We start from the raw sequence: 25,470 nt of genomic DNA, 5'->3' as shown, positions 1-25,470 counted from the left end.
AAAGCCGACTATATGCGTCGGCTTTTCTGTATATCTATTGAAGTTTTTTCTTCTTATCAATCGTCTTGGCTTTTCCTGATTCAGGAATTTTATATTTTAACCAAGACTCCAATGTATCATAAATCTTATTCTTATCTTCTTCAGAGAAATGTTTTATTCTCACACCATGAGAACCTTTTGGATGCACCATCTTAACAGCATTTGTCGTATGATCCGAAATATCTATTGCGCAAGCAGTCCAAGTATCATATTCACCATAAAGATATAGGAAATTATTATCATTCGTCTTCAACCATTCCACTACTTTCTTCATATCTGAATTATCATACTCTAATGGAATTCCTTTTGGAGCAAACACTTGATTGTTAGGATTTTCAACAGAAAGCAAATCCTCCAAACCATCTGTTCTATATCCATAATAACCCAACTGCGTAGAAGCTTGGTAGTAGAATGATTCTGTTTCTTTCACAGTAGCCTTGTCATAATCTCTGAATCTAACCGCTTTTACCATAAAATCAAAAAACTCTTGGGCATCAGCGTCTACAGCCACAATATCATCGCAAGATGTGTAGCCCCATTGCCAAAAGCCAAATGGAAACTCCAATGCACCATAATCATAAGCACCTTCAAGATCAAAAACATAATCGTATCCTTTCTCTTCAGTATACTCCTTGAACTTAGGCAATAGTTCAGCTTTTCTTTCCAACATAGCTCTTTGAAAGCCATAAACTTTATCTCGGCATTCTTTTGTTCCTACTTGATCCAAAAACGGATAAATTCTGTCTTCTTCCAATGCCAACATAATCGGCGCAACATACGGCACAGCTACATCCACATCTTCTGGGTAGAAATACTTGTGATAAATTGTTGTTTGTCCACCTTTGGAAATACCTGTGGTAATCCATTTGGAAGTATAAAATTTCTTCAGTTTTGAAATAATCGCATGTTGATCTGCGGCTGCTTGCTCGATATTCAAAGTTGACCATTGAATGCAGTCCTTAGGCATTGATTCTCCAAAATATCTATGCTCAATCACCACCTGATTCGATTCCAACAATGTGCTCAGTTCTCCTGCCTTGTCAGACCACATCACGTAACCTTGAAGCTCGGCAACAATAGGTTTTGCAGCTGAAACGTGAGATAAAACCACTTTTTGTTGAAACACTCCTTTTGAAAGATCTTTATGATCTATCGGTTGGGTAAACATCAATTTGTATTTCTCCGAATATATTTCATCTTTAGGGTCGGAAATCTCCATTTCCTCGATTTGCACGTTTTCCAGAGTACCTAGAAACTCTCTTAATTTAGATGTCTGCTTAGCTTCGCTTGACGCTTCTACTTTTTTATTTCCGCTTTGCTGGCAAGAAGCGAATAAAGTCAAAAGCATGACAAACATTGCAAATGGTTTAGTCAAATTTTTCATATAAAATGTGTAGTTATAAAAAGAGCCATGCCTCAATAATAAAGCATGACTTCCGTATTTTAATTTGATTCAATCAATTACCTCAAAATAAATCCATCTTTCAAAGCATCTTTTGGATCGAAGAAAAACTCATTTCTTCCAACAATAGCGGCTGTGCCTGATACTTTTGGTATAATTGCATCAAAAGGACCATATTTAGTCTCTTCCACAACTTCAACATCCATCAATGTTCCCAATATACTTTCGATGGTAATTTCCTCTCCATGGGCAATCTCGCCTTTAGCGTAATGTATAGCCGCACGTCCAGAAACTCCTGATCCAGTTGGTGACCTATCCACTTCTCCTTCCGCAAAAATACACACGTTACGAGAATGATGACTCTCTTCATGAGCATCGCCAATAAAAATGGTTCCATACAAGAAAGATAAATCCTCTTCGAATGGATGCTTGATCTCAAAGTTTTCCATCACAGCGTACTTGATTCTTCTTCCATAATCCACCAAACGATCATGATCTTCTCCAGTAAGCTTCAATCCTAAATCCGCAGCTTGCACATAAGCATAAAAAGCTCCACCGTATCCTAAGTCAAACTTCACTTTGCCTAAGCCCGGCACTTCTACTTCTTGATCTTTCAAAGGCATAAACGAAGGCACATTCAAGAAAGAAACTTTCTTCACCTTGCCATCTTCACCTATTTTAGCAGTCGCAGTTATTCTTCCGCATGGACAATCAATTTTGATCACTGGATTATCGCCTTCTTTTTTAATCATTCCTGTGTCTAACACTAAAGTCACCAAAGCAATCATTGCATGACCGCACATAGTACTATAGCCTTCATTATGCAAAAAGAATGTACCAAAGTCTCCGTCAGGCGTATTGGCAGGAACAATCACAGCTCCATACATATCCGCATGCCCTCTTGGCTCCCACATTGTGCCTGTTCTGATAAAATCCAGATTATCCCTAAAATATCTTCGTCTCTCAAGCACCGTTTCTCCCTTGATTTCAGGCAATCCGTCGATATACACTCTAAGAGGCTCCCCGCCAGTATGCAAGTCAATAGTTCTGATTGTCATCCAATCTTCCGATGGTCTCCAATCCCATCCTTCGAACAACTCAGTCGTAGCTCCTTTATATGCTATAGTTTGATTATCAGCCATTGTTTATCTCTTTGATCTTCAAAAATTAAATTCTTAATATCCAGATCATAATTTAAAAAATATTCTTAACATTGATAAATTTTATGCCAATATAAAACCACAATTGGGTAATTATTGATAATATAAAGCAAAATTAACCTCTTATTATTTCTAATTACTTTGAGCTGATCCTGATGCCGATGAATTAAGTTTTGCAGGATCGCCTCTAAACAACTCTACCCAACCTGTGAAGTTACCATGATCTCCAGCATTCAATTCATAAAAATAAATTCCCTCCGGCTGTCCTTCCCCCGTCCATTCATTGCCTAATTTATAATCCGTCGATTTGAAAACAGTTCTGCCGGCTCTATTTGTAATCACGATTGTCCATCCTGCCTCATTAGCTCTAGGCATATTGCCTATTTCAAACACATTGTTGTATCGATCTCCATTTGGAGTGAAAATATTCGGGATCCAAATACCTTGCGTCATTTCCAATACAAAATTCTCCGAAACTACGCATCCGGAAGTGTCATTCAAAATCACTGAATACTCTCCCGCATGAAGATTTCTAAATGTAGCTTCCGCATCTTTAGACAAATCGTAATGATCAGTCAACTGCGCTTCAAAGATAATATCTCCAGCTTGTTCGCTTCCATAAGAGGTAAGCTTTTCCTCCAGCTTAAGCTTGACTCTATACCCTCCTTCACCGCTTCGAGTAATATCCACAAGATTAACAATACCTATATTTCCATTCTCGCTATCAAATGGCAAGTACTTTTCATCAATCACAAGCTCTTCTATTCTCAAAGGATTTTCAGGCCTTGAAATAGATATTGCTCTTTTTTCAGAAATCACACAGCCGCTTTGCTCTTGGGACAAAGAGAGTGAATAATCTCCCTCACTTAACTGAGAATCGTCAATAACATAATTTATAAAGTTAATGTCGTTTTGGAAACTGTCTTCAATTACAACCTCCCCTTGATCGTTCAGCAAAGTGAGTTTATAGTCAAGAGCATCATCTCCAATTATTTCTCCGACAATAATCTCAGCCTCATCGTCTGAACAGTAAGGCAAATTCACATTCATAGTAAAATCAACATTAACATAAGCTCCGCCAATTTCAATATTTGATTGGCTTGGGCATGAGTTACCGCTATCTTCGGAAACTATTCGAACAGTGTATTGACCAGAAGAAAGATCTTTATACTCTTTAGAAAAAGATTCCATTAAATCTCTCACATACACTTCTTCAGTATCATCTTTAATAATAGTTACAAAATAAGGCCAATCCGTGTTTGTTCTATCTTTGTCAATATTAACAGTAAGCTTGCCATCATCTCCGCCTCCACCACAAGTTGGATCTACCTTTTGTAATTCAAAATAGACTACTTCAGGTCCTCCTACTGTTATCTCTACATTTTTCGTACAACCGGTAAACTCATCCTTTAGTACCAAATACTGAACTTCACTTCCCACATTCTCAATCACTGTGCCTTCAATAAAAGGAGTAAATGCCTCATCCCCCTTATTAATCCATTTCCATGAATAAAAAGATGAACTTACTCCGCCAGTTATTTGATTCATCCTAAAGCTGCCATCATTCTTACCACAAGTACTTGAACTAATCACATCCCAATTCAATACAAGGTTAACTCTTTGCTCAGCAACTTGAACCTCTTGAGAAAGTTTAGTGCAGTCGTAATTCAAATCCTTAAGCTCCACTTTATAGGTTCCCGCCTCAATAGTAAACTGCGGTTGAGTTTGATAAGGACTCACCTCCTGCCATTGGTTATTTTGTTGCAGCTTATAAAGACGATATTCATAATCTCCAGAACCTCCACTAGCGACAAAATTGATTTCCCCAAAAGCTTGACAAGTTTGCGGTTTCGAAAGCTCGAAATCAAAAATCACATTATCGCAATTCAGCGACTCCCTCTCTTCAATCACAACTGTTGAATCATTAGAAATACATCCAGTTGTTAAAGACGTTATTGACAAGACATATTCTCCAGCTCTCAAATTTTCAAAAAGCCCCGTCTGATTCACCAGCACATTCCCATATTTATCTTCTATGTGAAAATCAAACGTGTCATCCCTTAATACACCTCCTTCAAATGTTTTGCCTCGCACTTCAACAAAACCAATCCCTGGAGTTTCTACTGTTGTATGTCCTATCACAACATTATCGATCAAACTCGACTTCAAAGGTTGCAAATAAAATGTATGTATCTCTGACCATTCGCAAATTACCGCCTTTTTCAAACGTCCTCTAATCTGATATGTGCCTGCTATAAGGTCGGAAATCAAGATATTGTTGGTGTTAGTACTCAAAATAGGGCTCCAAGCACTCTCGGTATCCAATTTGTATTGCAACTCATAAGCGACCCCGCCAGACAAGTTAATGGAAAGCTTGCCTTCCGGAGAGCTTCCACAAGATGGACTTTGACCAAATACTCCTTCAATAACAAAATCATCACATGGTTCTGTTGAGCAAACCACGACATTAACATCAAATTCCAAATCATCAGCTTTAACACATGCAAAAGGGTGGTCATATGATACCGTAATTTTCCTCACTTCTCCTGCTGATAAAGAGCTTGCGTCAAACATTCCATCAGAATCTGTCAAAGATTCAGTGCTATTGAATGTAAAAGTTCCCCCATCAAAGTCAACCTCCATGTATTGAGAAAGATCAATAAAACCACCTTCACAAACTTCTATATTCGGCACATTCAAACTCAATACTGGCTTTGGAATATTATTTATTACAATTTCATTGGATACCGTTCTAGAGTTTAAAGCACACGATGAAGTTGAAACAGCTTCAGCTTCCACAATATCTCCATGATCAAATCCTCCATAGACAAAAGTTTTGTCAGTTCCTGATTTTTGAACGATACCATTTACCCACCAATTTATAGTGACTTGATCATCAATACTTGGCAATACAGCGGTAAACAATACAACATCCGTTGGAGAGCATACACTTTCCTTATCCGGACTTATTGTCAATTCTAATTTCTTCTTTCCAACTCCTATAGTTTTTTCCGCCCTTTTCTTTTCTCCAGGAGAACAAATTCTTGAACTACTTACCACAACCTCAATGTGAGCTTGCCCTTCAGCGTTGGTAAAGTATTCATATGTTGGAGCATTATGTCCTAATATTTCATTACCATTGACAAACCACTGATATGCAGGACTATCTCCTCCGTGGCGGACATCAGCAGTAAATGTAGCAGACTCGTTCAGGCAATAATTATCCTCATCTGTAAGCAGATCAACTTCCATCGGCAAATTATCAATGGTGATATTCAATATTTCCGAAGTTGCTTCATTGGCTTTATCGCATGACAAACTACTAATCACTTTCACCGACACTTGATCTTGATCGATTAAGTCTGCTGTTTCAAAAGTTGGTGAGTATGTTTTAGCTATCTCCACTCCATTAATCATCCAAACATATTGCGGAGCATCGCCAGCATCTGAAACTTGAGCGGTAAAACTAACCGTTTCCCCCTCACAAACAGTCGTATTGTTTGCATCAATAGAAATAGTAGGTTCGACATCTCCAATATCAACATTCACTGATCTTTCCAAAGCTGTAAAACAGGCTAAACCAGAATTCGACACTTTGACTTTAATCTCACTAGAGGTGGCTACTGGTATTGAATATGAAGACTCATCAACTCCTGGAATCAAATTACCATTCAAATACCATTCAAATTGAAATGAATCAAGGTTTAAATCGGATTCCAATGTCAGATTAACACGATCTCCTGAGCAAACACGCTCTTTATCGACTTTCAACTCAAAATTATACTCGCTTGGCAAAATATCGATCTGAGCTGTATCCATTATTATGTTTTCAAAATCAAGACAGTTTAGATCATCAGCTATGCCTTTTCTCAACTCAGCGTAATACTTTCCAGAAGACTGAATATTGCTCACATCAAACGTTCTTTCATTAGCGAAAAAGTCTAATATCTGACCATCTTTGAACCACAAATAAGTCAAATCATCTGGCAAATCATCCCCTACAATTTCCAATGTCACACTCTCGCCCGAACACACTAACTCTTTGCTAGCTTGCACCTTTATTCGCGTTTCTCTTGATTTTACATTAATTACAATTATTTCGGATGTGATTGGAGATCCTAATACACATGGTTCAGAGGAAGAAACTGTCACTTGCACTTCATCCCCATTGCCCCAAAAATTACGAGTCAATGTATTTGAAGTTTCATTTGATAATAAAGTTCCGTTTACGCTCCATTGAAAATCCAAAAATGCTTCATCTACTGAAGAGTGCGCTATTACAGAAACAAGGTCACCAACGCAAGAAACTTCTTTTGTTACTTCCATTTTCAAATCCAGCACATCTTGGCCTATAGAAACATTTACGGGTTCGGAACTCAACAAACACTCACCACCTTGCTCCGACACAACAACATTAATCAAATCATTATCGATCAAACTTGTCGAGCTAAAACTAGCATCAGTTTCACCGATAATATCAGCTCCATTTTTACGCCATTGATATGTTGGATTAGCATATCCGCTAACATTCGCATCAAAAGTCATCAACTCGCCTACTACGCACGCTCTCGCATCATCAGAATTTACTTCAATACTATTGTTAAGATTTCCAATTTGCAACGTGGCTATATTGGACTCTTTCTCAGTCTCAGCAAAACATGATAAATCATTTACAACTCCATTCAGCTCAACCTTAACCGAAACATCAATTTCTTTTTGAAGATTATCGACGATAAAAACACTATCACTAGTTTTCGGATATTCAGTGCCATCTACTGTCCAAATGAAGAAAGGATTTTCTCTAAAATTATCCCCCCTAGCAATCAATGTCGCTGATTCACCTTTGCAATAAACAGGCTTATTCGATTCTACTTGAACTGTTGGAGCCAATCCATTGACATTGAAACGAACTTTATTCGAAATCGCAAATTTGTTTTCAAATCCCGACTGGCAAGTACCTGTTGAAACATTGACTTGCACAAATATCGAATCGCCGTCTGCAAAAGGATGCCCTCCTATATACGTTTTACTACTAGTGAATAAACCTATAATTTCCGAATAAAAAGATTCGCCGGCTTTTTTTCTGTACCAAGTGTAAGATGGATTGTCTCCAGCCGTGGTTGTTTCAGCGCTAATAGTCAGTATATCACCACTACATAAAGAAATCTCATCATTAAATCTTTCTCCGGTTCCTTTTATAGCAAAAAGCTCAACCCTTGACTTTTTATTGCCAACTTCCATCAACAACTCATTGGAATAAACTTCCGCCACTGAAGGGCAAGTAATATCAGGAGTCATTTTTGCCTTCACAATGTCTCCATCATTAAATCCATCAAACGTAAAATTCAATCCTGAACCACTTTGCTTCACATCATTGATATACCATTCCACAACGGGATTAACACCTGCATTTCTAAGATTTGTTGCTGAAATTGTAATTTCATCGCCATTGCAAATCAAAGTTCTCTCTGTTGAGATTTCAAAAAATGGCGTTTGTTTGAATTGCAATGAAGCTGTCATAGCCGCTAATGACGCGCCGCAAGTTATAGCACTCTCGCCTGCGGTCAATTCAAAGTCTCCTGTATCTATGCTCAACAATATTGGAGCACAGTCAAGCACTCCTTGTCTTCTTGCAAAGCTCAACTCCAAGACATTAACTCCATCAGGGAAAAACAAACCACCTAAATCTCCAGCATTCCAAATAATTTCCAAGCCGTCATTTACTTCTGATGCCGTAAACTCTCCTCCTAGTTTATAGTCCTCCAAACCAACAAACATCAACTTGGAGACATCATAATCTAATTTAACTCTAAAGCTTGACAACAGACCAGCTTTGCTGATACTCATAATTGGCATAACTCTGCCATCGCCATTATCATCTTCTGCATTTTCTATTGTGAACTCTACCTGTTGGTCCGCTCTTTTACTAACAGCAACTTCAACACCTTCACTTAAACACTGTCCCGATTTTCTTTTAACTACATATTTTCCATTTTGCAAAACTTCCGAACCATCAAGCAATGTTCCTACTTCATCATACCATTCCAAATCATCTCCTTGAGGCTTCAAATCAGACACTAATTCACCTGTACAAAACTCTTGATTCTCATTCAAGACAAACGGCGTCGAAACTATATTTACATTTATCCCAAAAGAGCTTTCAAAATAGCTTTCACATTTACCCGGTTCAAAAGCCTTGACAAGCAATCGAATATCATCATCCAAAGGAGAGCTTACAAGTATCAAGTCTCCTCCATTTCCAGCTACTGGAACACTCACCTCTTCTAATGACTTCTCATTCACCAAAACATATGAGTAGCTTGCATTTGAATTTGACACGCTAACTTCAGCAGTTTCCCCTTCGCAAATATTTGAAGACGACAATTGCAAGGTACTGGAAACAATCATTGGGCGTTGATCAACAATCACACTTTCCTCATGCGTCGAAAAATAATCTCCGCACTTTTCAGTTTGAATCAATAATTGCAATTGCACCGTGTTCGACAGTTCATTCAAATCAAACTTGACACTATTCCCATCTTCTCCAACCTTCCAATCAGACAGAAATTGTCCATCAAGCTTATCATAAACACGGTAAGACACTGACGACTTAGCATTAGGCACTTCCAACTCTATTTTTTCGCCTTCGCAAAGACTGTTGGAAGAAACAATAAAACTCACATCCAAATCTTGTTGCAAAGCTGTAAAAGATAATCTCGTATTTAAATCTACTAATTCCGTTCCTCCACACGCTGAGGCTCTCACCAAATACTCTTGATCTTCATTGATAGCGTCTGTCTTTAAAAATATTGCATTTCCATCTCCGCTTACAGCAGTTCCTACTAATGAATTTTCAGTTATATTAAATAATTGATAATCGACATTTGCTTGACTTTCATTAATCACCACTTCCGCTACTGTTCCCATGCATACGCTCTCGCTCCTTTGGAGAAGCTCGACATCAGCATCTATGGTTTCTAAATTCACAGGCAATTCATCTAAAGTATCATTAAGCTTGACCAAGTATTCGCCTTTGGACAAACCTGAAAAACTATGCGTATAAACTGTTCCAGAAAACCCTGCAACACTTTCCAAGCCTACAGAGACATCATTGGAGTCAAAAATTTCGATTTTAAAATCGCTCGTAGGATTATCAACAGCGACTTCAACACTCGCTGAATTCGGATCTGCACAATTCGGCCTCATTAAAGTCTGTACCCTAAGGCTTTGCGCCACGGAAGAGCCTGAAAGAATTAAAAAAAATATTGTATATATATGTAAAAGTTTAACTTTCATAAGCTTTGTGAATTATCTGATATCTCTTATCAATTATGGAGTTATTCTCACCTATAATGATCAACTTCCCAAGAAACAAAGTTATTTAAAATATAGATTAAATAATATTGTTTAATATATTAAATAATATTAACAAAAAAAAGGAGGCAAAGCCTCCTTAAATAATATCACTGAACTATATAAAGTCAATTATTTCAATATTCCAACTATATGCTAAAGTACCATTCAGAGCTTGAATAGCTCCCATGAAAGAATGAAAACCTAGTCTTGAATCTCATTAGCTCGTCATACAAAGATTCATAATTTTGGTATGGAATATACTTTTTCAACTCAGCGCTTGGACTTAATTGCAAACCATCCAAATCCAAATGCTGGTTAGTGAAAATAAACTCCAACGAAGGATAAATCTCCTTCATCGCGTCAACTACATCCAAAATTTGAAGATTCTTATCGACAAGATTATAAGTACCGGAAGGCACATCCTTTATGATAATTTCACTTAGAACTTTCGCCAAAGTATCGATATGAATAAAAGGTCTATGCTGTTTTCCACTTCCATTAATAGAAATCCTATTGGAATAATGAGCTTCAAACATGAACCTGTTAATAACAGCATCAAAACGCATGCTTTTGCTATATCCGTAAACATTAGCGCATCTGAGAATATAAGCATCCATTTTGCTCATCAACCTTCTGACATGCTCTTCTCCACGGGATTTAGATATACCGTAAGCCGTCTTAGGGTTTGGTGTAGTATCCTCTTCCACCAAGCCGTTCGTTCTTCCATAAACAGAGGCGCTGCTCACATACACAAATTGCTTGACATCAGCTTCCTCGACAGCAGAAACTACTTCCGCTGTTCCCCAGTGATTAACTTGCTCAAAAACGTGCGAATTAATATCAGAGTAAGGCGTAGAAACATTGGCAGCCAAATGGTAAACGACATCGATTCCTTTCAAAGCTTTTCTGAATTTTCTAGAATCCAGAATATCACCCGAAACAAACTTGACTTTATGCCCATTTTTCATTGGCAAACCTAAAAAAAGGTTGAAGTTTTTCCTACTGAGATTGTCATAAACGACCACTTCCTCCACTTCAGAATTATCGAGCACAGACTTGACCAATTGAGTACCAATATAGCCAGCTCCGCCCGTCACTAATATTTTCATGTGTTTTTGTCTTGTTTTGTATGTAATTAACCTCTGATTATTTCACCAAATCCGTATGCAGTCCGCATTCCACTTTGTTCATGCCATACCAACGAGCTTCTCTTTCCTGCATTTCCGGGTCCATCTTTCTTGTACACGGCTCACAGCCAATACTCATGTAACCTTTTTCCTCCAAAGGATGCGGCGGCAAATTATGCTCTTTCCTATATTGCCAGATCATCTTGGAATTCCAATCCAGCATCGGGTGAAATCTCATACAATCATGCGGCGCTGGCTGTTCGACTTTCATTGCCTTCCTTACCGCACTTTGATCTCCTCTTACTCCGTTGATCCATACATCCTTTTGCCTCAAAATGGCGTCCATAGGATTTGTTTTATTGATAAAGCAACAGTAGTCTGGATCGGAAGCGAACAAAAATTTGCCTTCAGCATCTTTTTGCATGAATTTTGGAGTAGGTGATTTTAAGTCCACCAAATTCAACCCCAGCATATCCGTAATCTGGTCACGATAAATGATCGTTTCCGGAAAATGATACCCCGTATTAATGAAATACACCGGTATCGTTCGGTCAACCTCGCTCAAGATATGAAGCAAGACAATACTGTGCGATTGAAAAGACGATGTGGTAAACATTGATTTACCTTCGTCCTTGTACTGATAAATCTTCTCTTTTATTGACTCGAAATCCAAAACTAAAGTGTTTATTGTTATTTATCTATGAATACAAATATATATAAATTAAGAATAAATTCTATCGTCGAAGATACTGCAATGTAGCCTACCTTCTGATATTGTAACGAAAGAATGGAATTTTCCTTTAAAACTAACGCAATTTGCGGCAATATTTATAAACATCTCAGAACGTTCGCAAGAAAAAATGGTTATAGTTTTTGCCTATCATTTTCAAACTTTATTCTGCCCTTGACCTCATGCGTATATATTTATCTCTCTTCTTTGCTATTTTACTAAGTTCACAACTTACATACTCGCAAACAAAAACGGTTCAAAACATAGGCGTTATCATTGACAGTCAATACAACTTAAACGATGAAACTATAAATATACTGCAAGGCAAAAGCGAACTTTTTGATTCTCTGTCAAAATGTAAAATTTATAGAACTATAAAAATCGACAACGCAGATGCATACAATGCCCTTGAAACCTTCAAAAATTTCTCAAACAATCCTGAGGTTGATATAATCATTGTCTTTGGAGAATTCTCAGCCAATTATATAGCAATACAATCAAAATTTCAAAAACCGACAATATGCGCATCCATACTTGATCCTTACTTGGAGAACATTACTTCACAAGGAGCCAAGCACTCAAATGTATACAATATGACCTGCTTTAATGAAAGCGGGACAACAATAGAATTTAATGTAAAAGCCTTTCAAAAAAACATAAGCTATAAAAAACTCGCTGTCATAATCAACGAAAATGCCGGCCAATTTATTGATTTCGATAAAATTCAAATTGATTCCGCATCTATACAGATTATCAACTACAATACAATTACAAATAACAATTTCAAGCTTCCCGCAGAAGTAGATGCTTGCTTTATTGTTAATTCCAAACAAAATTTAACCTTTCAACAAAGGCAACAACTCTTTGACCAACTCAACAATTCCAATATTCCAAGCTTCAGCAATACCTATGAAGACTTGCAACTTGGCGCTCTTATCAGCAACTCATTGCCTCCATCCATGAACATGTGGAACAACACATTGGCTGAAAGCATACAAAAAGTCATTGATCGGCAAAACCTTAATAACTTTCCATTCAACTTGAATGAAATACCCAAGCCTACAATCAATGAAAACACATTACATCAACTTCAGCTTGAAATTCCAATTCTCGAGCAAATTCAACTCGGAAAAATAAACAATCAATCGCCTCAAGCGACTATTTCAATACTTGAAGCTGTAGAAATCGCAATTTCAGATAACTTGGAATACAACAATGAAAAACTCACTTTGGAATCTGTAGCAAAGGATTATGAATTAAGCTTGACCAGATTCGCTCCCGTATTCGAAGGCAGCGCTACTCACTACTTTCTCGACCCCAAATTAGCAAGACAATCCTTAGGCATTAACTCTCAATTTCAACTAAATGGTCAAATTCAACTCAGCCAAAACCTGTTTTCAGAATACGATCTAGGTCAAATAAAAGCTCAAGAATTTCTATTGGAGGGTCAAGTCAACAGCCTAAAAGAATCAAAAAATCAGACTGTATTTCAAGCCTTAAACTCTTACATTGATGTTCTATACTCAAAAGCTACACAAGAAATATACGAGACCAATGTTACACTGTCAAAACAAAATCTAGACCTAGCTAAAAGCCGAGTGCAAGCAGGAACTTCTAGCAGATCCGAAATATACAGATGGGAAACATCTCTTGCCAATCATTCAAGTCAAAGTGTAAGCGCTTATCAAAATACTTTGTATTTTATAAAACAGTTAAACAAAACTTTGAACCTTCCGCTAAACACAGATCACATATTGGCCAGTGTATACGAAAAAAATGAAACATACACATTAGACATAATCAGCGATTACTTTGTAACAGAAAATCAAATCAAAAAACTCAGCGAAGTTTTAACATTGATTGCTTATGACAACTCGCCTACCTTAAAATCGATAGATCAACAAATCGCAGCTCAAGAAAGACTAATTAAATCAAATAAAAGGCAAAGGTATATTCCTGAATTATACGCTACAGCCCAAGCTTATCATGTATTCTATAGATCTGGAGCCGCAGCGGAATTCCCTGAAGAAGTGAAAGCTCTGGGAGCTGAACAAGTCAATGACACTTGGCTAGCCAACATTGAATTATCCATCCCTTTAACAGGAAGAGGAATCACTAAAACCACTCAAAAACAGAAAATTCAGCTCAACCAATTAATTCAAGAAAGAGAAATTCTATTGCAGAACATTTTTCTTAGTGTCCAGAAATCTCTTTACGATTTATCCAAAGAGTATTATAACGTTCAATTAACCAAGGAAGCCTCGGAAAGCTCAGAGAACAATTACATTCTAGTTGAAAAAGGGTATAAATCCGGCAAAACCCCAATTATTAACCTTTTAGATGCCCAACAAGCAAGTTTAGAAGCAAAATTAGCATATACCAGAGCCAAATACGGGTTCATATTAAGCCAGTTCTTTCTGCAATACACTATCAGCTATTATCCTTTTCTATTGGAAAGCCTAGACAAACAAGCCTTTGAAAACAAAGTCCAAGACTTAATGGTGACGACTCAATAGTCATTTAATAAGGGACTTATAAAAAAATAAGATGTGCGTTAGTTGAATATCCGTAATTTTTATTTAAATTTGCACCACTCAATGTGAGCGAGCGGATGTGGCGGAATTGGTAGACGCACTAGACTTAGGATCTAGCGCCGCAAGGCGTGGGGGTTCGACTCCCTCCATCCGCACTTTACCCTCGGCATCGACAGGATCGGCACGAGGGTTTTTTAGTTAATGGAAATTTTAAAAAAGTAAGGCTTTGGATATTACGTTAGACAAAAGCGCAGCAAATGAGACTTCAATCAAATTAAAAATAGTTGAAGCGGATTATCAACCGGGTGTTGAAAATAGAGCCAAGGAGTACAGCAAAAAAGCAAATATCAAAGGATTTAGACCGGGCAAAGTTCCTGTAGGAATGATCAAAAAAATGTACGGTGCTTCTTTGCTAGTTGATGAGATCAACGAATTGGTAAGCAAGAGCCTTAACAGCTACATCCAAGACAACAAGCTCAACATCATCGGTGAGCCTCTTCCTGTTGTTAACGAAGAAATCGACTTTAAAACTCAAAAAGAATTCGAATTCGAGTATGAAATCGGATTGGTAGAAGAATTCTCTGTAAATCTTGCTCAAAAGGCTGACCAATACGAAATCCAAGTTGCTGACGAGGACATCGAAAAAACTATCGATGAGCTAAAAATCCAAATGGGTGAAAGATCTACTCCTGATGAAGTAAGTGAAGAAGACAACGTGTATGGAGAAATCAGCCTTCCTGGAGAAGAAGAGCCTGTAAAAGTGCTTGTTGACGTTTCTGACTTGGCTACTAAGACTGGCAAGAGCATATTCGTTGACATGAAAAAAGAAGAAAGCAAAACTTTCGATATCAGGAAAGCATATAGATCGAATGAAAAGCTTGCCAACTTCTTGAATAGAACTGAAGAGGAAGTTAAAGAAATCGAAGGTGACGTTGAATTCAAAGTATTGAATATCAGCAGAACTGTTCCTGCGGAAATCAACCAAGAATTCTTTGACAAAGCTCTAGGCAAAGATCAGGTTACGAATGAAGAGGAATTCAGAGCTAAGCTTAAGGAACTACTAGGTGAGAACTACAATAGAGAGACTGAAGCTTACGCTGAGAAAAACCTAAGAGACGAGTTGGTTAAAAACACTGAAATCACTCTACCTCAAACATTCTTCAAAAAATGGCTTTTGGCTTCGCAAAAAGACCTAACTGAAGAAAAAGTTGACGCTGACTTCGACAAATACATAGAAGAATTGAAATGGATGTTGATCTCTGACAAAATTGTCATGGACAACAACATCGAAATCAACAACAGCGATATTCAAGAAATGGCTGCTGAGCAAATCAAGCAACAATTCTTGCAATACGGTCTTCCGCCAGAGCAACTTGAGGAAAACCTTGCTGGATTCGTTGACAACTACTTGAAAGCTGAGAATGGACAAAACTACATGAACATCATGCAGCAATTGAAATTCTCTAAAGTCATCGAAAAAGTTAAAGAAGCATCAGAAATCAACAAAAAAGAGACAACTGTTGATGAATTTAAAGAAATAATAAACAACTAATCATAGTTTTTTTCGTAAATTAAAAAAGTCCTTTATTTGAAGGACTTTTTTGTTTTTATAATTTAAAAAACCTTTCACTACATGATCAACAAAGAAGAATTTCGCAAATACGCCGTTCATGGAAAAGGAATTGCCGGAACTACCGTTGACAGCTACGTGAACCATGTTGAAAACATGACGCGCTCAGTTATTGAAGAGCGCCCAACCAACTTTAGAGAGATAGATGTATTCTCTAGATTAATGATGGATAGAATCATCTTCTTAGGCACTCAAGTAGATGACAACATCGCCAATATCATCACTGCCCAATTGTTATTCTTGGAATCAGTCGATGCTAAAAAAGACATCTTGCTATATGTCAACAGCCCAGGCGGTTCTGTTTACGCAGGACTTGGCATGTATGACACTATGCAATATGTTTCTCCTGATGTTGCGACGATCTGCACAGGGCTTGCGGCATCCATGGGAGCCGTTCTTCTAGCAGGTGGAGCTGAAGGCAAAAGATCTGCCTTGCCGCACTCGCGTATCATGATTCACCAACCACTTGGCGGAGCTCAAGGACAAGCCTCTGATATCGAGATCACTGCTCAGCAGATACTCATCCTCAAAAAAGAACTTATCCAAATTCTAGCGGATCATTCAGGCAAACCATTCGACGATGTTGAAAAACATTGCGATAGGGATTATTGGATGAAAGCCGCTCAAGCTAAAGAATATGGACTTATTGACGAGGTACTGACAAAAAAATAGCATTCATTAAAAATTTAAAAAATAAGTGCACCCAAGACTTCGTTGGTTGAGAGTGTACTTATTTTTATTTTCACAGTTAATAAACAAGCAAAAATTATATTGCATATATGGCTCAAATTACGTGTTCATTTTGCGGAAGACAAAAAAAAGATGTTGACTTAATGGTTTCGGGTATCAACGCCCATATATGTAATCATTGTATCGATCAGGCTCAGCAAATCTTAAAAGAAGAAGTTAAGCAAAAAAGCAAAAACGAAGCTTCTGACGACTTCAAACTTATCAAACCTGCTGATCTTAAAAAAGAACTTGACAAATATGTTGTTGGTCAAGATGATGCGAAAAAATTCTTATCTGTAGCGGTTTACAACCATTACAAAAGACTAAAGCAGCATGATGAAGGAGATGTGAAAATCGAAAAATCCAATATCATCATGGTCGGCGAGACTGGAACAGGAAAAACTTACTTGGCCCGTACTTTGGCCAATCAACTTCAAGTGCCTTTCTGTATCGCAGATGCCACTGTGCTTACTGAAGCCGGCTACGTTGGCGAAGATGTGGAAAGCATCTTGACACGATTGCTCCAAGCATCAGATTATGATGTAGAAGCAGCTGAAAGAGGCATCATTTACATCGATGAAATAGATAAAATAGCGAGAAAATCCGACAACCCTTCCATCACAAGAGATGTGAGTGGCGAAGGAGTGCAACAAGCAATGCTTAAGCTTCTTGAAGGAACAGTTGTAAATGTTCCACCACAAGGAGGAAGAAAACATCCGGATCAAAAGATGATTCAAGTAAATACTGAGAATATTCTTTTCGTATGCGGAGGAGCTTTTGACGGCATCAAAAGGCATATCGCCAACAGACTTGACACAAGACCACTAGGTTTTGCTTCAAATGATGAAAATCGCTCAAAGAACGACATTGACAAAGACAATTTATTGAAATATGTTTCCGCTCAGGACCTAAAATCATTTGGCTTGATTCCAGAACTGATCGGACGTCTACCTGTCATTACGCATTTGGATCCGCTAACATCTGAAACGCTAAAGCTAATACTGACTAGCCCTAAAAACGCTCTGGTCAAACAATACAAAAAATTGTTTGACATGGAAGGCATTGATATCAGCTTTTCAGACGAAGCGCTTGACTATATAGTGCAAAGAGCAACAGAATTCAAATTAGGAGCCAGAGGACTTAGATCAATTTGCGAGGCGATCATTACGGACGCAATGTTCCACCTTCCTTCAGAAGAAAATGTGAAAGAGTTTGAGGTTACTCTTGAATACGCCAAAGAAAAATTTGAGAATTCGAAATTAAAGCAACTGCATGTTGCATAAAAATATAAAAGGAGCCACAACGCTCCTTTTTCTATTTAACCTTCTCAATCAAATATCCATACATTTTTTTCGCTGCTCGAACCGAAGCTGATTCACTCCCCAATATATTTTTCAATTCAATATAATCTTTCTTCATTGACAATCTTTCATTCGAATTATTATCCAACAAAAGCTCTAATTCCCTTGATAGATTTTGAACTGTCATCTCTTCCTGAATATATTCTTTCACTACTTGCTTATCCATTATCAAGTTCACCAAAGAAATGTATTTTACTTTAGCTACTAATTTAGCTATCGCGTAAGATATCTTCCCTCCTCGATAAGCAACAACCTGAGGCAATTCAAACAAAGCCGTTTCCAAGGTTGCTGTTCCAGAAGTAATTATTCCAGCAGATGCATTGGAATACAAATCGTATGTTTGGTCAAAAATAAGAGAAATATTACTATGTCCTTTTAAGCTATCGTATAATGTCAAATCCAATGATTTCACACCAGCAACGCAAAAGTGGCAATCAGGAAACTTATCAGCAACTTCCAGCATTGTCGGCAAGATGTATTTCAACTCTTGCTTTCTACTTCCTGGCAATAAAGCAACAAGTGGCTTGTCTTTTGGAAGATTATTACCTTCCATAAACTCATCATTCTTATTGTGCGCCATCACAGCGTCTACGACTGGGTTACCAACATAATCAACATCCCAGTCATCAAATTGCATAAAAAAAGCTTTTTCAAAAGGCAGTATTGAAAACATCTTATCTACTGTCTTTTTGAGCTTCCAAGCTCTGGACGTGTTCCATGCCCACACTTTAGGTGAAATATAATAAAATACTCTAATCCCATTTTCCTTGGCCCACTTAGCTATTTTCATATTAAATCCGCCATAATCGACCAATATAATAACATCGGGCTTAAATGATTCGATCTCGGACTTGCAAATCTTCAAAAAGCCCAAGATTTTAAACAACCCCTTGACTATTTCAAGAAACCCCATAAATGCAAGTTCCCTGATATGAACCTTGACCTCAACTCCAGCCTCTGCCATATAATCTCCACCAAAACCAGCGAAAACAGCATCGCTATCTTGAGACTTTAAAGCCTTGACTAAATTTGAAGCATGCAAATCACCGGATCTCTCTCCGGCAACAATAAAATATCTCATGAAATAAAGTTACATTTTCATTCAACAGTAACAAAAAAGCGTCGCTTTAAATTAGCGACGCTTTCATATTCTTAAACTAAATACAATCAATTACTCACCGTAATATTCAGCAAAACTTGTGTTTGTCTCATATAATTTCAATGAATGCAACACTACTCTACCATCAGTAAATTCACTGATCTTTGGAGCAAGCACTCCCCACATAGCTTCCACTAATACTTCACAAGTCGTCATCTTACCTTTCATGAAGTCGACATCCAAATTAAGATTCTTATGATCCACTTTAGAAATCACCTCTTTTTTGACAATTCTTTTCAAGTCCTTGAAATTCATCACCATACCCGTATCTTCATCAGGTCTTCCCTTTACAGTCACAGTCAGATGATAATTATGTCCATGCCAATTTTCATGAGCGCATCCTTCAAAGACTTCCTCATTTTTTTCCTTGCTCCATTTTGGATTATACAATTGATGCGCCGCACAAAACGTCAATTCCTTACTTAAATAGATCATTTCCTCTCGTTAATTAAAATCGTCCGCAAATATAGCAAGAAGCTCTCACTTAGGGAAATAACAGAAGAAAATTTAAAAAGTTACGACCAATATTACACGAGTAACTTTACTCGCATTTGCCAACATTTATAAATTCAGTATATTAAGCATCGAACAATTAGAAAATAATATTTATCCCATACTCAACTATAAATAGAGAAATTTCATACAAGCGTTTAACTTTCTCAAATTATTTTGCAACAAATAGATACTTATAACATGTCGATAAATAATAGCAAACAAAATCCATGGCAATTCAAAGATAAAAAGAACATTTATGAAAACCCGTGGATTAAAGTCGAAGAACACGATGTCATCATGCCTAATGGAAAAGAAGGCATCTATGGAAAAGTTCTTTTCAAGAATAGAGCAATCGCTATTTTACCAATTGACTCTCAAGGCAACACATGGCTAGTTGGCCAATACAGATACACTATTGACGAGTACTCGTGGGAAATCCCAATGGGTGGCGGCCCTTTAAATGAAGATATATTGGAAAGCGCCAAGAGAGAACTCAAAGAAGAAACGGGGCTTAAAGCTCAAAAATGGACAAACATAGGCAAATTTCATACGTCGAACTCCTGCACTGATGAAGAAGGTTTCATTTTCCTAGCGGAAGATCTCAGTCAACATGAAACCGAATTTGATGAAACTGAAGTAATTGAAATAATGAAAGTTCCTTTTGAAAAAGCTCTCGATATGGTCATGAATGAAAAAATCACAGATGTAATATCATGCATGGCGATTCTAAAAGCGTCAAAACTGCTTTTTTAAACTCTTGTTTGCCTTTCAAAATTATTGAAAGGCACTTTAACTTATACTACTCTTTCAGATAATTTGATATAATTCAAAACCAACTAATCTAAACCATTAATAGTCTCGCTTCATACAAAACATTAACAATTGTCAACTTTTTAACTTTAAATCAAATTAATGACAATTAAGTACTAGAGTTTACTGATAAAATCTATTATTTTTTTATAAAAATAAATTTGATACATATTTATCATTGATACATTACACACCATGATCAGAAAAACTCTCCTGCTGATTAGCTTTATTTTCACCTTGGTTGATTTCAATCTCAATTCAGCAAACGCCCAAGGGACATTACCTGCCTCTGAATTTGACGGATTTACTTGTTCAGGCGCTTTATTCCAAATTTACAAGATTTCGGGGTCTTCAAACTACGCCCTAGAAGAACTAAAAATGAATGCTCAAACACAATCTGTCACACTTGAGCGACGGTTTCTGTTTAATGGAGTAAACAATGGGATAAACCTTAATTTCTCCACAATGAATGCCGCGGCTTTCAATGTCAAAGATGGGTATATCTATTTTCTAGCCAACTATGGAAATAGCTCGAACACTAGTATATACAGATTAAAAAAGGACAATATTAATGGAGAAAACTTTGACTACAAAGTTGAGCTAGTTTGCAAAGTTGGCGAATATTTCAACAGTGGAGACATTGATGTCAATGGTCGTTATTGGTGCACAGGAGGTGGCAGAGTAGTGTATTTTGATCTGCATAATGCTATATACAATCCTGACGGATCGCAAAAAACGCTGCCTATATCTGACCAATCTTTCACTCAAAAATACGCAACCATTTCCTCTGGAATTGCCGATATCGTATTCAATCCTGACGACAATAAAATATACGGATGGAAACAAGCTCGTAATGCAATCGATAATACGATCTTTGACGGCAGACTTGTTAGAATAAATACTACTGAAAATGATGAAAATTTAGCGTTGGAGACTGTAAGTCCACAATTCTACAATTACGGAGGTGCAGGAGCTGTTTACTTTGTAGATGGTCAATTTTGGGCATACGCCAGAGATCATACATACAGCGAAGCTGGGCAAACAACATTGATCATATTCGATCCAAATGACGGTACTTTGCAAAATGGCAATAACCTTTCAAGAGGCGAGCCTACAGGTCAAAATGACGGTTGTTCATGCGCATATGACTTAACACTTAAACAAACACCATCCAAATCCGAGTTTTGCCTAGGTGATAATGTACCTGAGGAAGAATTGGAGTTTTATTACTTCTTTGAAATCACAAATAGAACTCGACGCGATATAACTGAAATTCCATTCGAGCTCTCTTTACCTGAAGGAATGACATTCGAATCAAACATCGAAGCATTTGATGAAATAACAAACAACTACACTACGGCTAACTCATATTTTAAATTAAATAATATCAATGGCTCATCAAATGCCACAGCAACCAACTGTACAATTGAACTACCTTACGAAAATAGCAGTAAATCATACAAGTTCAGAGTTAAAGTTCAAATCAGCAATAGTTTTCAGTTAAAAAGTGAAGACGGAACTAATTACGACGAAGGAACATTAAGAATTGGGCTTGACAATGGCACAGTCAACGACAACCCAACAGCCACACACAATGCTGTCCAAATTAAATTATCCAACTTATCCGACTTTAAAGGATATGATGATGAAGAAGCTTCAGCCTTTGACTTAACATTTATAAAAAAACCTAATTTCACCGAATCACTACTTCCCCTACAAGTGAACTGTAATGAGAAAAGCGTCGAAGTTGAGCTTCCAATTACACTATTGGAAGAAGCCACAAACCCCACAGAACTTATACAGCTTGATCACAAAGTAGAAATCACTCAAATTACGGATGAATCGGGAACAAATTCTCTCAATGACAAAGTTAATATCACTTACAACAAACCTACAGATTTCTCAGAGGGCATATATCCAGTAACAATTTCCATTTCAAATGACAGCGATTTTGGAACTTACATTATTACTTGGAAAGAATCTAATGGAATGTGTGAAGATCTAATCAATAAAGAAATAACATTCAGAAAAAACAGCAAGCTTTCCGCTTCAGTTGCTGAAAGTGAAGTCTGCGGTTCAACCGCAACTCTAACAGGCTCGGAAGCTATTGCTCCTAATTCTTACGCTTGGGAAATTACTAGCGACAATGCGGATGATGCTAGTTTTGATGATATTAATGCTTCAAGCGCTTCATTAACCATCAATGAAGGAATGTTTGGCGAATACACGGTCATAAGAAAAGTAATCAACACTGAGGGCTGTGAAATAGACTCAGATCCTATCAAGATTACCTTCAATGAGCCAATTACCGCAAACATCGACAACCCAATCACTAATGCATGCGCTAATGATAATCCTTTTATTATCACAGGCTCAAATAACACCGGCACAGGAGTATGGACTATTGAAAAAGACAACAACACTGTCTCTATCGGCTCAATTTCAGATAATATTTTAGAAATTGATCCGGCTTCAATTACAGATTTCGGTACATATGATATTACATGGACTGTGGCTCCAGACAATAGCAGCAACTGCTCAGAGCAATCTGCCACGACTCAAATCACCATTAACAACACCATAAAGCTTGACGCTGGCAACGACTTGGAAGTCTGCGGTTTATCCGCAACTTTAACAGGATCGGAAGCTATTGCTCCTAATTCTTACGCTTGGGAAATTACTGGCGACAATGCGGATGATGCTAGTTTTGATGATATTAATACCTCAAGCGCTTCATTAACCATCAATGAAGGAATGTTTGGTGAATACACAGTCATAAGAAAAGTAATCAACACTGAGAGCTGTGAAATAGACTCAGACCCCATCACAATTACCTTCAATGAGCCAATTATCGCAAGTATCGATAACCCAATCACTAATGCATGCGCTAATGATAATCCTTTTATTATCACAGGCTCAAGTAACACCGGCACAGGAGTATGGACTATTGAAAAAGACAACAACACTGTTTCTATCGGCTCAATTTCAGATAATACTTTAGAAATTGATCCAGCTTCAATTACAGATTTCGGAACTTATGATATTACTTGGACTGTGACTCCAGACAATAGCAGCAACTGCTCAGAGCAATCTGCCACAACTCAAATCACCATTAACAACGCCATAAAGCTTGACGCTGGCAACGACTTGAAAGTCTGCAGTTCATCCGCAACTCTAACAGGCTCGGAAGCTATTGCTCCTAATTCTTACGCTTGGGAAATTACTAGTGACAATGCGGATGATGCTAGTTTTGATAATATTAATGCCTCAAGCGCTTCATTAACCATCAATGAAGGAATGTTTGGTGAATACACAGTCATAAGAAAAGTAATCAACACTGAGGGCTGTGAAATAGACTCAGATCCTATCACGATTACCTTCAATGAGCCAATTATCGCAAGCATCGACAACCCAATCACAAATGCATGCGCTAATGATAATCCTTTTGTTATCACAGGCTCAAATAATACTGGAACAGGAGCATGGATTATTGAAAAAGACAACAATACTGTCTCTATCGGCTCAATTTCAGGTAATACTTTAGAAATTAATCCAGCTTCAATTACAGATTTCGGAATCTACGATATTACTTGGACAGTCAATACAAATGAAAATAATTGTTCTTCAGCTTCAGCAACCACGACAATTTCTATAGGATCAATGCCTGAAATCAACGGTATTAATGTCACTTTAAACAATATAGATTTAGGTTTTTACCAATCTCCGATAGAGGCGACATTAGGCCAAAAAATTAAACTGAATGTAATTGAATCCAGCCGACAAACTGACCCTATAGAATACTCATGGTTTCAATCCAGTTTGAACACTTTACCTATTAACTCTACAAGCGAACTAACAGAAATCGTTAAAGGTGAGACAAAATACCTTGTTTTTATTCAGAACCAATTTGGTTGCAGTATTACAAGAGAGGTAAATATATTATCAAACAACCCTCCATATGCAATCAATGATTCAGTCAGTGTCCATAATGAAAAAACAATAGAAATTGATATCTTGAACAATGATAGCGATGCGGATCACCGAACTTTAAATCCAGGAAATATCGATATCGACTTAGATCCAGAGACTCCTGAATTCCAAGGGTCGATTACAACTGATGGAGGAACTTTTAAATTACAATCCAATGGGAAAATATTATTTACACCTATATCAGACATACATCACGGAATTACTAAAATCAACTATACGATTACAGACAAAGAGGGAGCTGTCTCCAATATTGCTCAAATAACAGTATACATATATGGAAGACCAGTAGCCATCAATGACACTGTAAGAGTTCAAAGCAATCATGAAATAGCAATCGAAGCACTTTATCCTATTGAAAGAGATCAAGATTATGATCTTGACAATGACATCATAGAGTCTACGTTCAAAATCATTAAAGAGCCTGAATACGGTGAAATCATTAACATCGATTTAGAAAATGGCATTGTACATTATCAAGCTCCGGATTTTTCCAGCATCCAGAATGCTGAATATGACCCTATTGAAAGATCCAAAATGATCAGCTTCACTTACGAAATTTGCGATAGCGAAGGTTTATGCGATCAAGCTGACATAATTGTTTACATCATTGATGACAGAATTCAAGCCAATGAACTGATCACTCCTTATCTTAAAGATCGTAAAAATGATACTTTCATTATCAATGGACTTGAATTCTATCAAGACAATTCTTTGAAAATATTTAATCGTTGGGGACAACTGGTCTATGAGAAAGAGAACTATGATCAATCATGGGATGGAACAGCAAATACCAGCACATTTGGAGGAAAAAGACTTTCTCAAGGCACATATTTCTATATACTTGAAGTAGACAAAGGCAAATACAAATTCAATGGAATGGTTCAAATTGCCGACTAAAAAAAATTAAAAGCAATTCTTTTGTTTGTTGTTCGTAGCCGGTGCATGTCT

The 25,470-nt window shown here is 37.3% G+C and carries 13 protein-coding genes and 1 tRNA gene; 7 read left to right on the top strand and 7 right to left on the bottom strand.

Annotated features, from left to right (window positions below; genetic code table 11):
* Positions 1 to 34 precede the first annotated feature (34 nt).
* The 5 genes from AABK36_RS05945 to AABK36_RS05925 form a co-directional block, all read right to left on the bottom strand.
* Positions 35 to 1,423 (bottom strand): S28 family serine protease, encoded by a 1,389-nt coding sequence (locus AABK36_RS05945; protein ID WP_309941244.1) that lies wholly within the window; start codon positions 1,421 to 1,423, stop codon positions 35 to 37.
* A 77-nt stretch (positions 1,424 to 1,500) separates the two neighbouring features.
* Entirely contained in the window at positions 1,501 to 2,583 is a 1,083-nt protein-coding gene (locus AABK36_RS05940) for a proline racemase family protein (protein ID WP_309941243.1), read from the bottom strand.
* Positions 2,584 to 2,733: 150 nt separating this feature from the next.
* Entirely contained in the window at positions 2,734 to 9,897 is a 7,164-nt protein-coding gene (locus AABK36_RS05935) for a T9SS type B sorting domain-containing protein (protein ID WP_309941242.1), read from the bottom strand.
* A gap of 206 nt (positions 9,898 to 10,103) precedes the next feature.
* A complete protein-coding gene (locus AABK36_RS05930) occupies positions 10,104 to 11,066 on the bottom strand; it encodes an NAD-dependent epimerase/dehydratase family protein (RefSeq protein WP_309941240.1) in 963 nt (320 codons plus the stop codon).
* 37 nt (positions 11,067 to 11,103) lie between these two features.
* A complete protein-coding gene (locus tag AABK36_RS05925; RefSeq protein ID WP_309941237.1) occupies positions 11,104 to 11,757 on the bottom strand; it encodes a phosphoadenylyl-sulfate reductase in 654 nt (217 codons plus the stop codon).
* Positions 11,758 to 11,996: 239 nt separating this feature from the next.
* On the opposite strand from AABK36_RS05925, the gene AABK36_RS05920 reads away from it, so the two are divergent.
* From AABK36_RS05920 to clpX, 5 genes are all read left to right on the top strand, one after another.
* On the top strand, positions 11,997 to 14,330 hold the full coding sequence (locus AABK36_RS05920; protein ID WP_309941235.1) for a TolC family protein: 2,334 nt from the start codon (positions 11,997 to 11,999) through the stop codon (positions 14,328 to 14,330).
* Between the two features lie 91 nt (positions 14,331 to 14,421).
* Positions 14,422 to 14,503: transfer RNA gene (locus AABK36_RS05915), tRNA-Leu, on the top strand.
* 71 nt (positions 14,504 to 14,574) lie between these two features.
* The gene (locus AABK36_RS05910; protein ID WP_309941233.1) at positions 14,575 to 15,900 is read left to right on the top strand and encodes a trigger factor; all 1,326 of its coding nucleotides are present in this window, start codon (positions 14,575 to 14,577) and stop codon (positions 15,898 to 15,900) included.
* Positions 15,901 to 15,981: 81 nt separating this feature from the next.
* A complete protein-coding gene (locus AABK36_RS05905; protein WP_309941230.1) occupies positions 15,982 to 16,650 on the top strand; it encodes a ClpP family protease in 669 nt (222 codons plus the stop codon).
* Positions 16,651 to 16,757: 107 nt separating this feature from the next.
* On the top strand, positions 16,758 to 17,990 hold the full coding sequence (gene clpX / locus AABK36_RS05900; protein WP_309941227.1) for an ATP-dependent Clp protease ATP-binding subunit ClpX: 1,233 nt from the start codon (positions 16,758 to 16,760) through the stop codon (positions 17,988 to 17,990).
* A 31-nt stretch (positions 17,991 to 18,021) separates the two neighbouring features.
* Here clpX and lpxB read toward each other — a convergent pair whose 3' ends face one another.
* A complete protein-coding gene (gene lpxB, locus AABK36_RS05895) occupies positions 18,022 to 19,149 on the bottom strand; it encodes a lipid-A-disaccharide synthase (RefSeq protein ID WP_309941225.1) in 1,128 nt (375 codons plus the stop codon).
* Positions 19,150 to 19,239: 90 nt separating this feature from the next.
* Positions 19,240 to 19,662: a 6-pyruvoyl trahydropterin synthase family protein gene (locus tag AABK36_RS05890; protein WP_309941223.1), complete on the bottom strand. Its 423-nt coding sequence runs from the start codon at positions 19,660 to 19,662 to the stop codon at positions 19,240 to 19,242.
* 258 nt (positions 19,663 to 19,920) lie between these two features.
* Between AABK36_RS05890 and AABK36_RS05885 the strand changes: the two genes are divergently transcribed.
* Both AABK36_RS05885 and AABK36_RS05880 read left to right on the top strand, forming a co-directional pair.
* Positions 19,921 to 20,475 carry an NUDIX hydrolase gene (locus AABK36_RS05885; protein ID WP_309941222.1) on the top strand — a complete coding sequence of 185 codons (555 nt, stop codon included), beginning with the start codon at positions 19,921 to 19,923 and terminating at the stop codon, positions 20,473 to 20,475.
* Positions 20,476 to 20,727: 252 nt separating this feature from the next.
* Positions 20,728 to 25,419, top strand: a complete 4,692-nt coding sequence (locus AABK36_RS05880) for a T9SS type B sorting domain-containing protein (RefSeq protein ID WP_309941219.1) — start codon at positions 20,728 to 20,730, stop codon at positions 25,417 to 25,419.
* The last annotated feature ends 51 nt before the right edge of the window (positions 25,420 to 25,470 follow it).

This window comes from Aureibacter tunicatorum (genome assembly GCF_036492635.1).
GTDB lineage: Bacteria > Bacteroidota > Bacteroidia > Cytophagales > Cyclobacteriaceae > Aureibacter > Aureibacter tunicatorum.
Note: the sequence above shows the minus strand (reverse complement) of the source record. Positions and strands in the feature narration are given on the sequence as shown.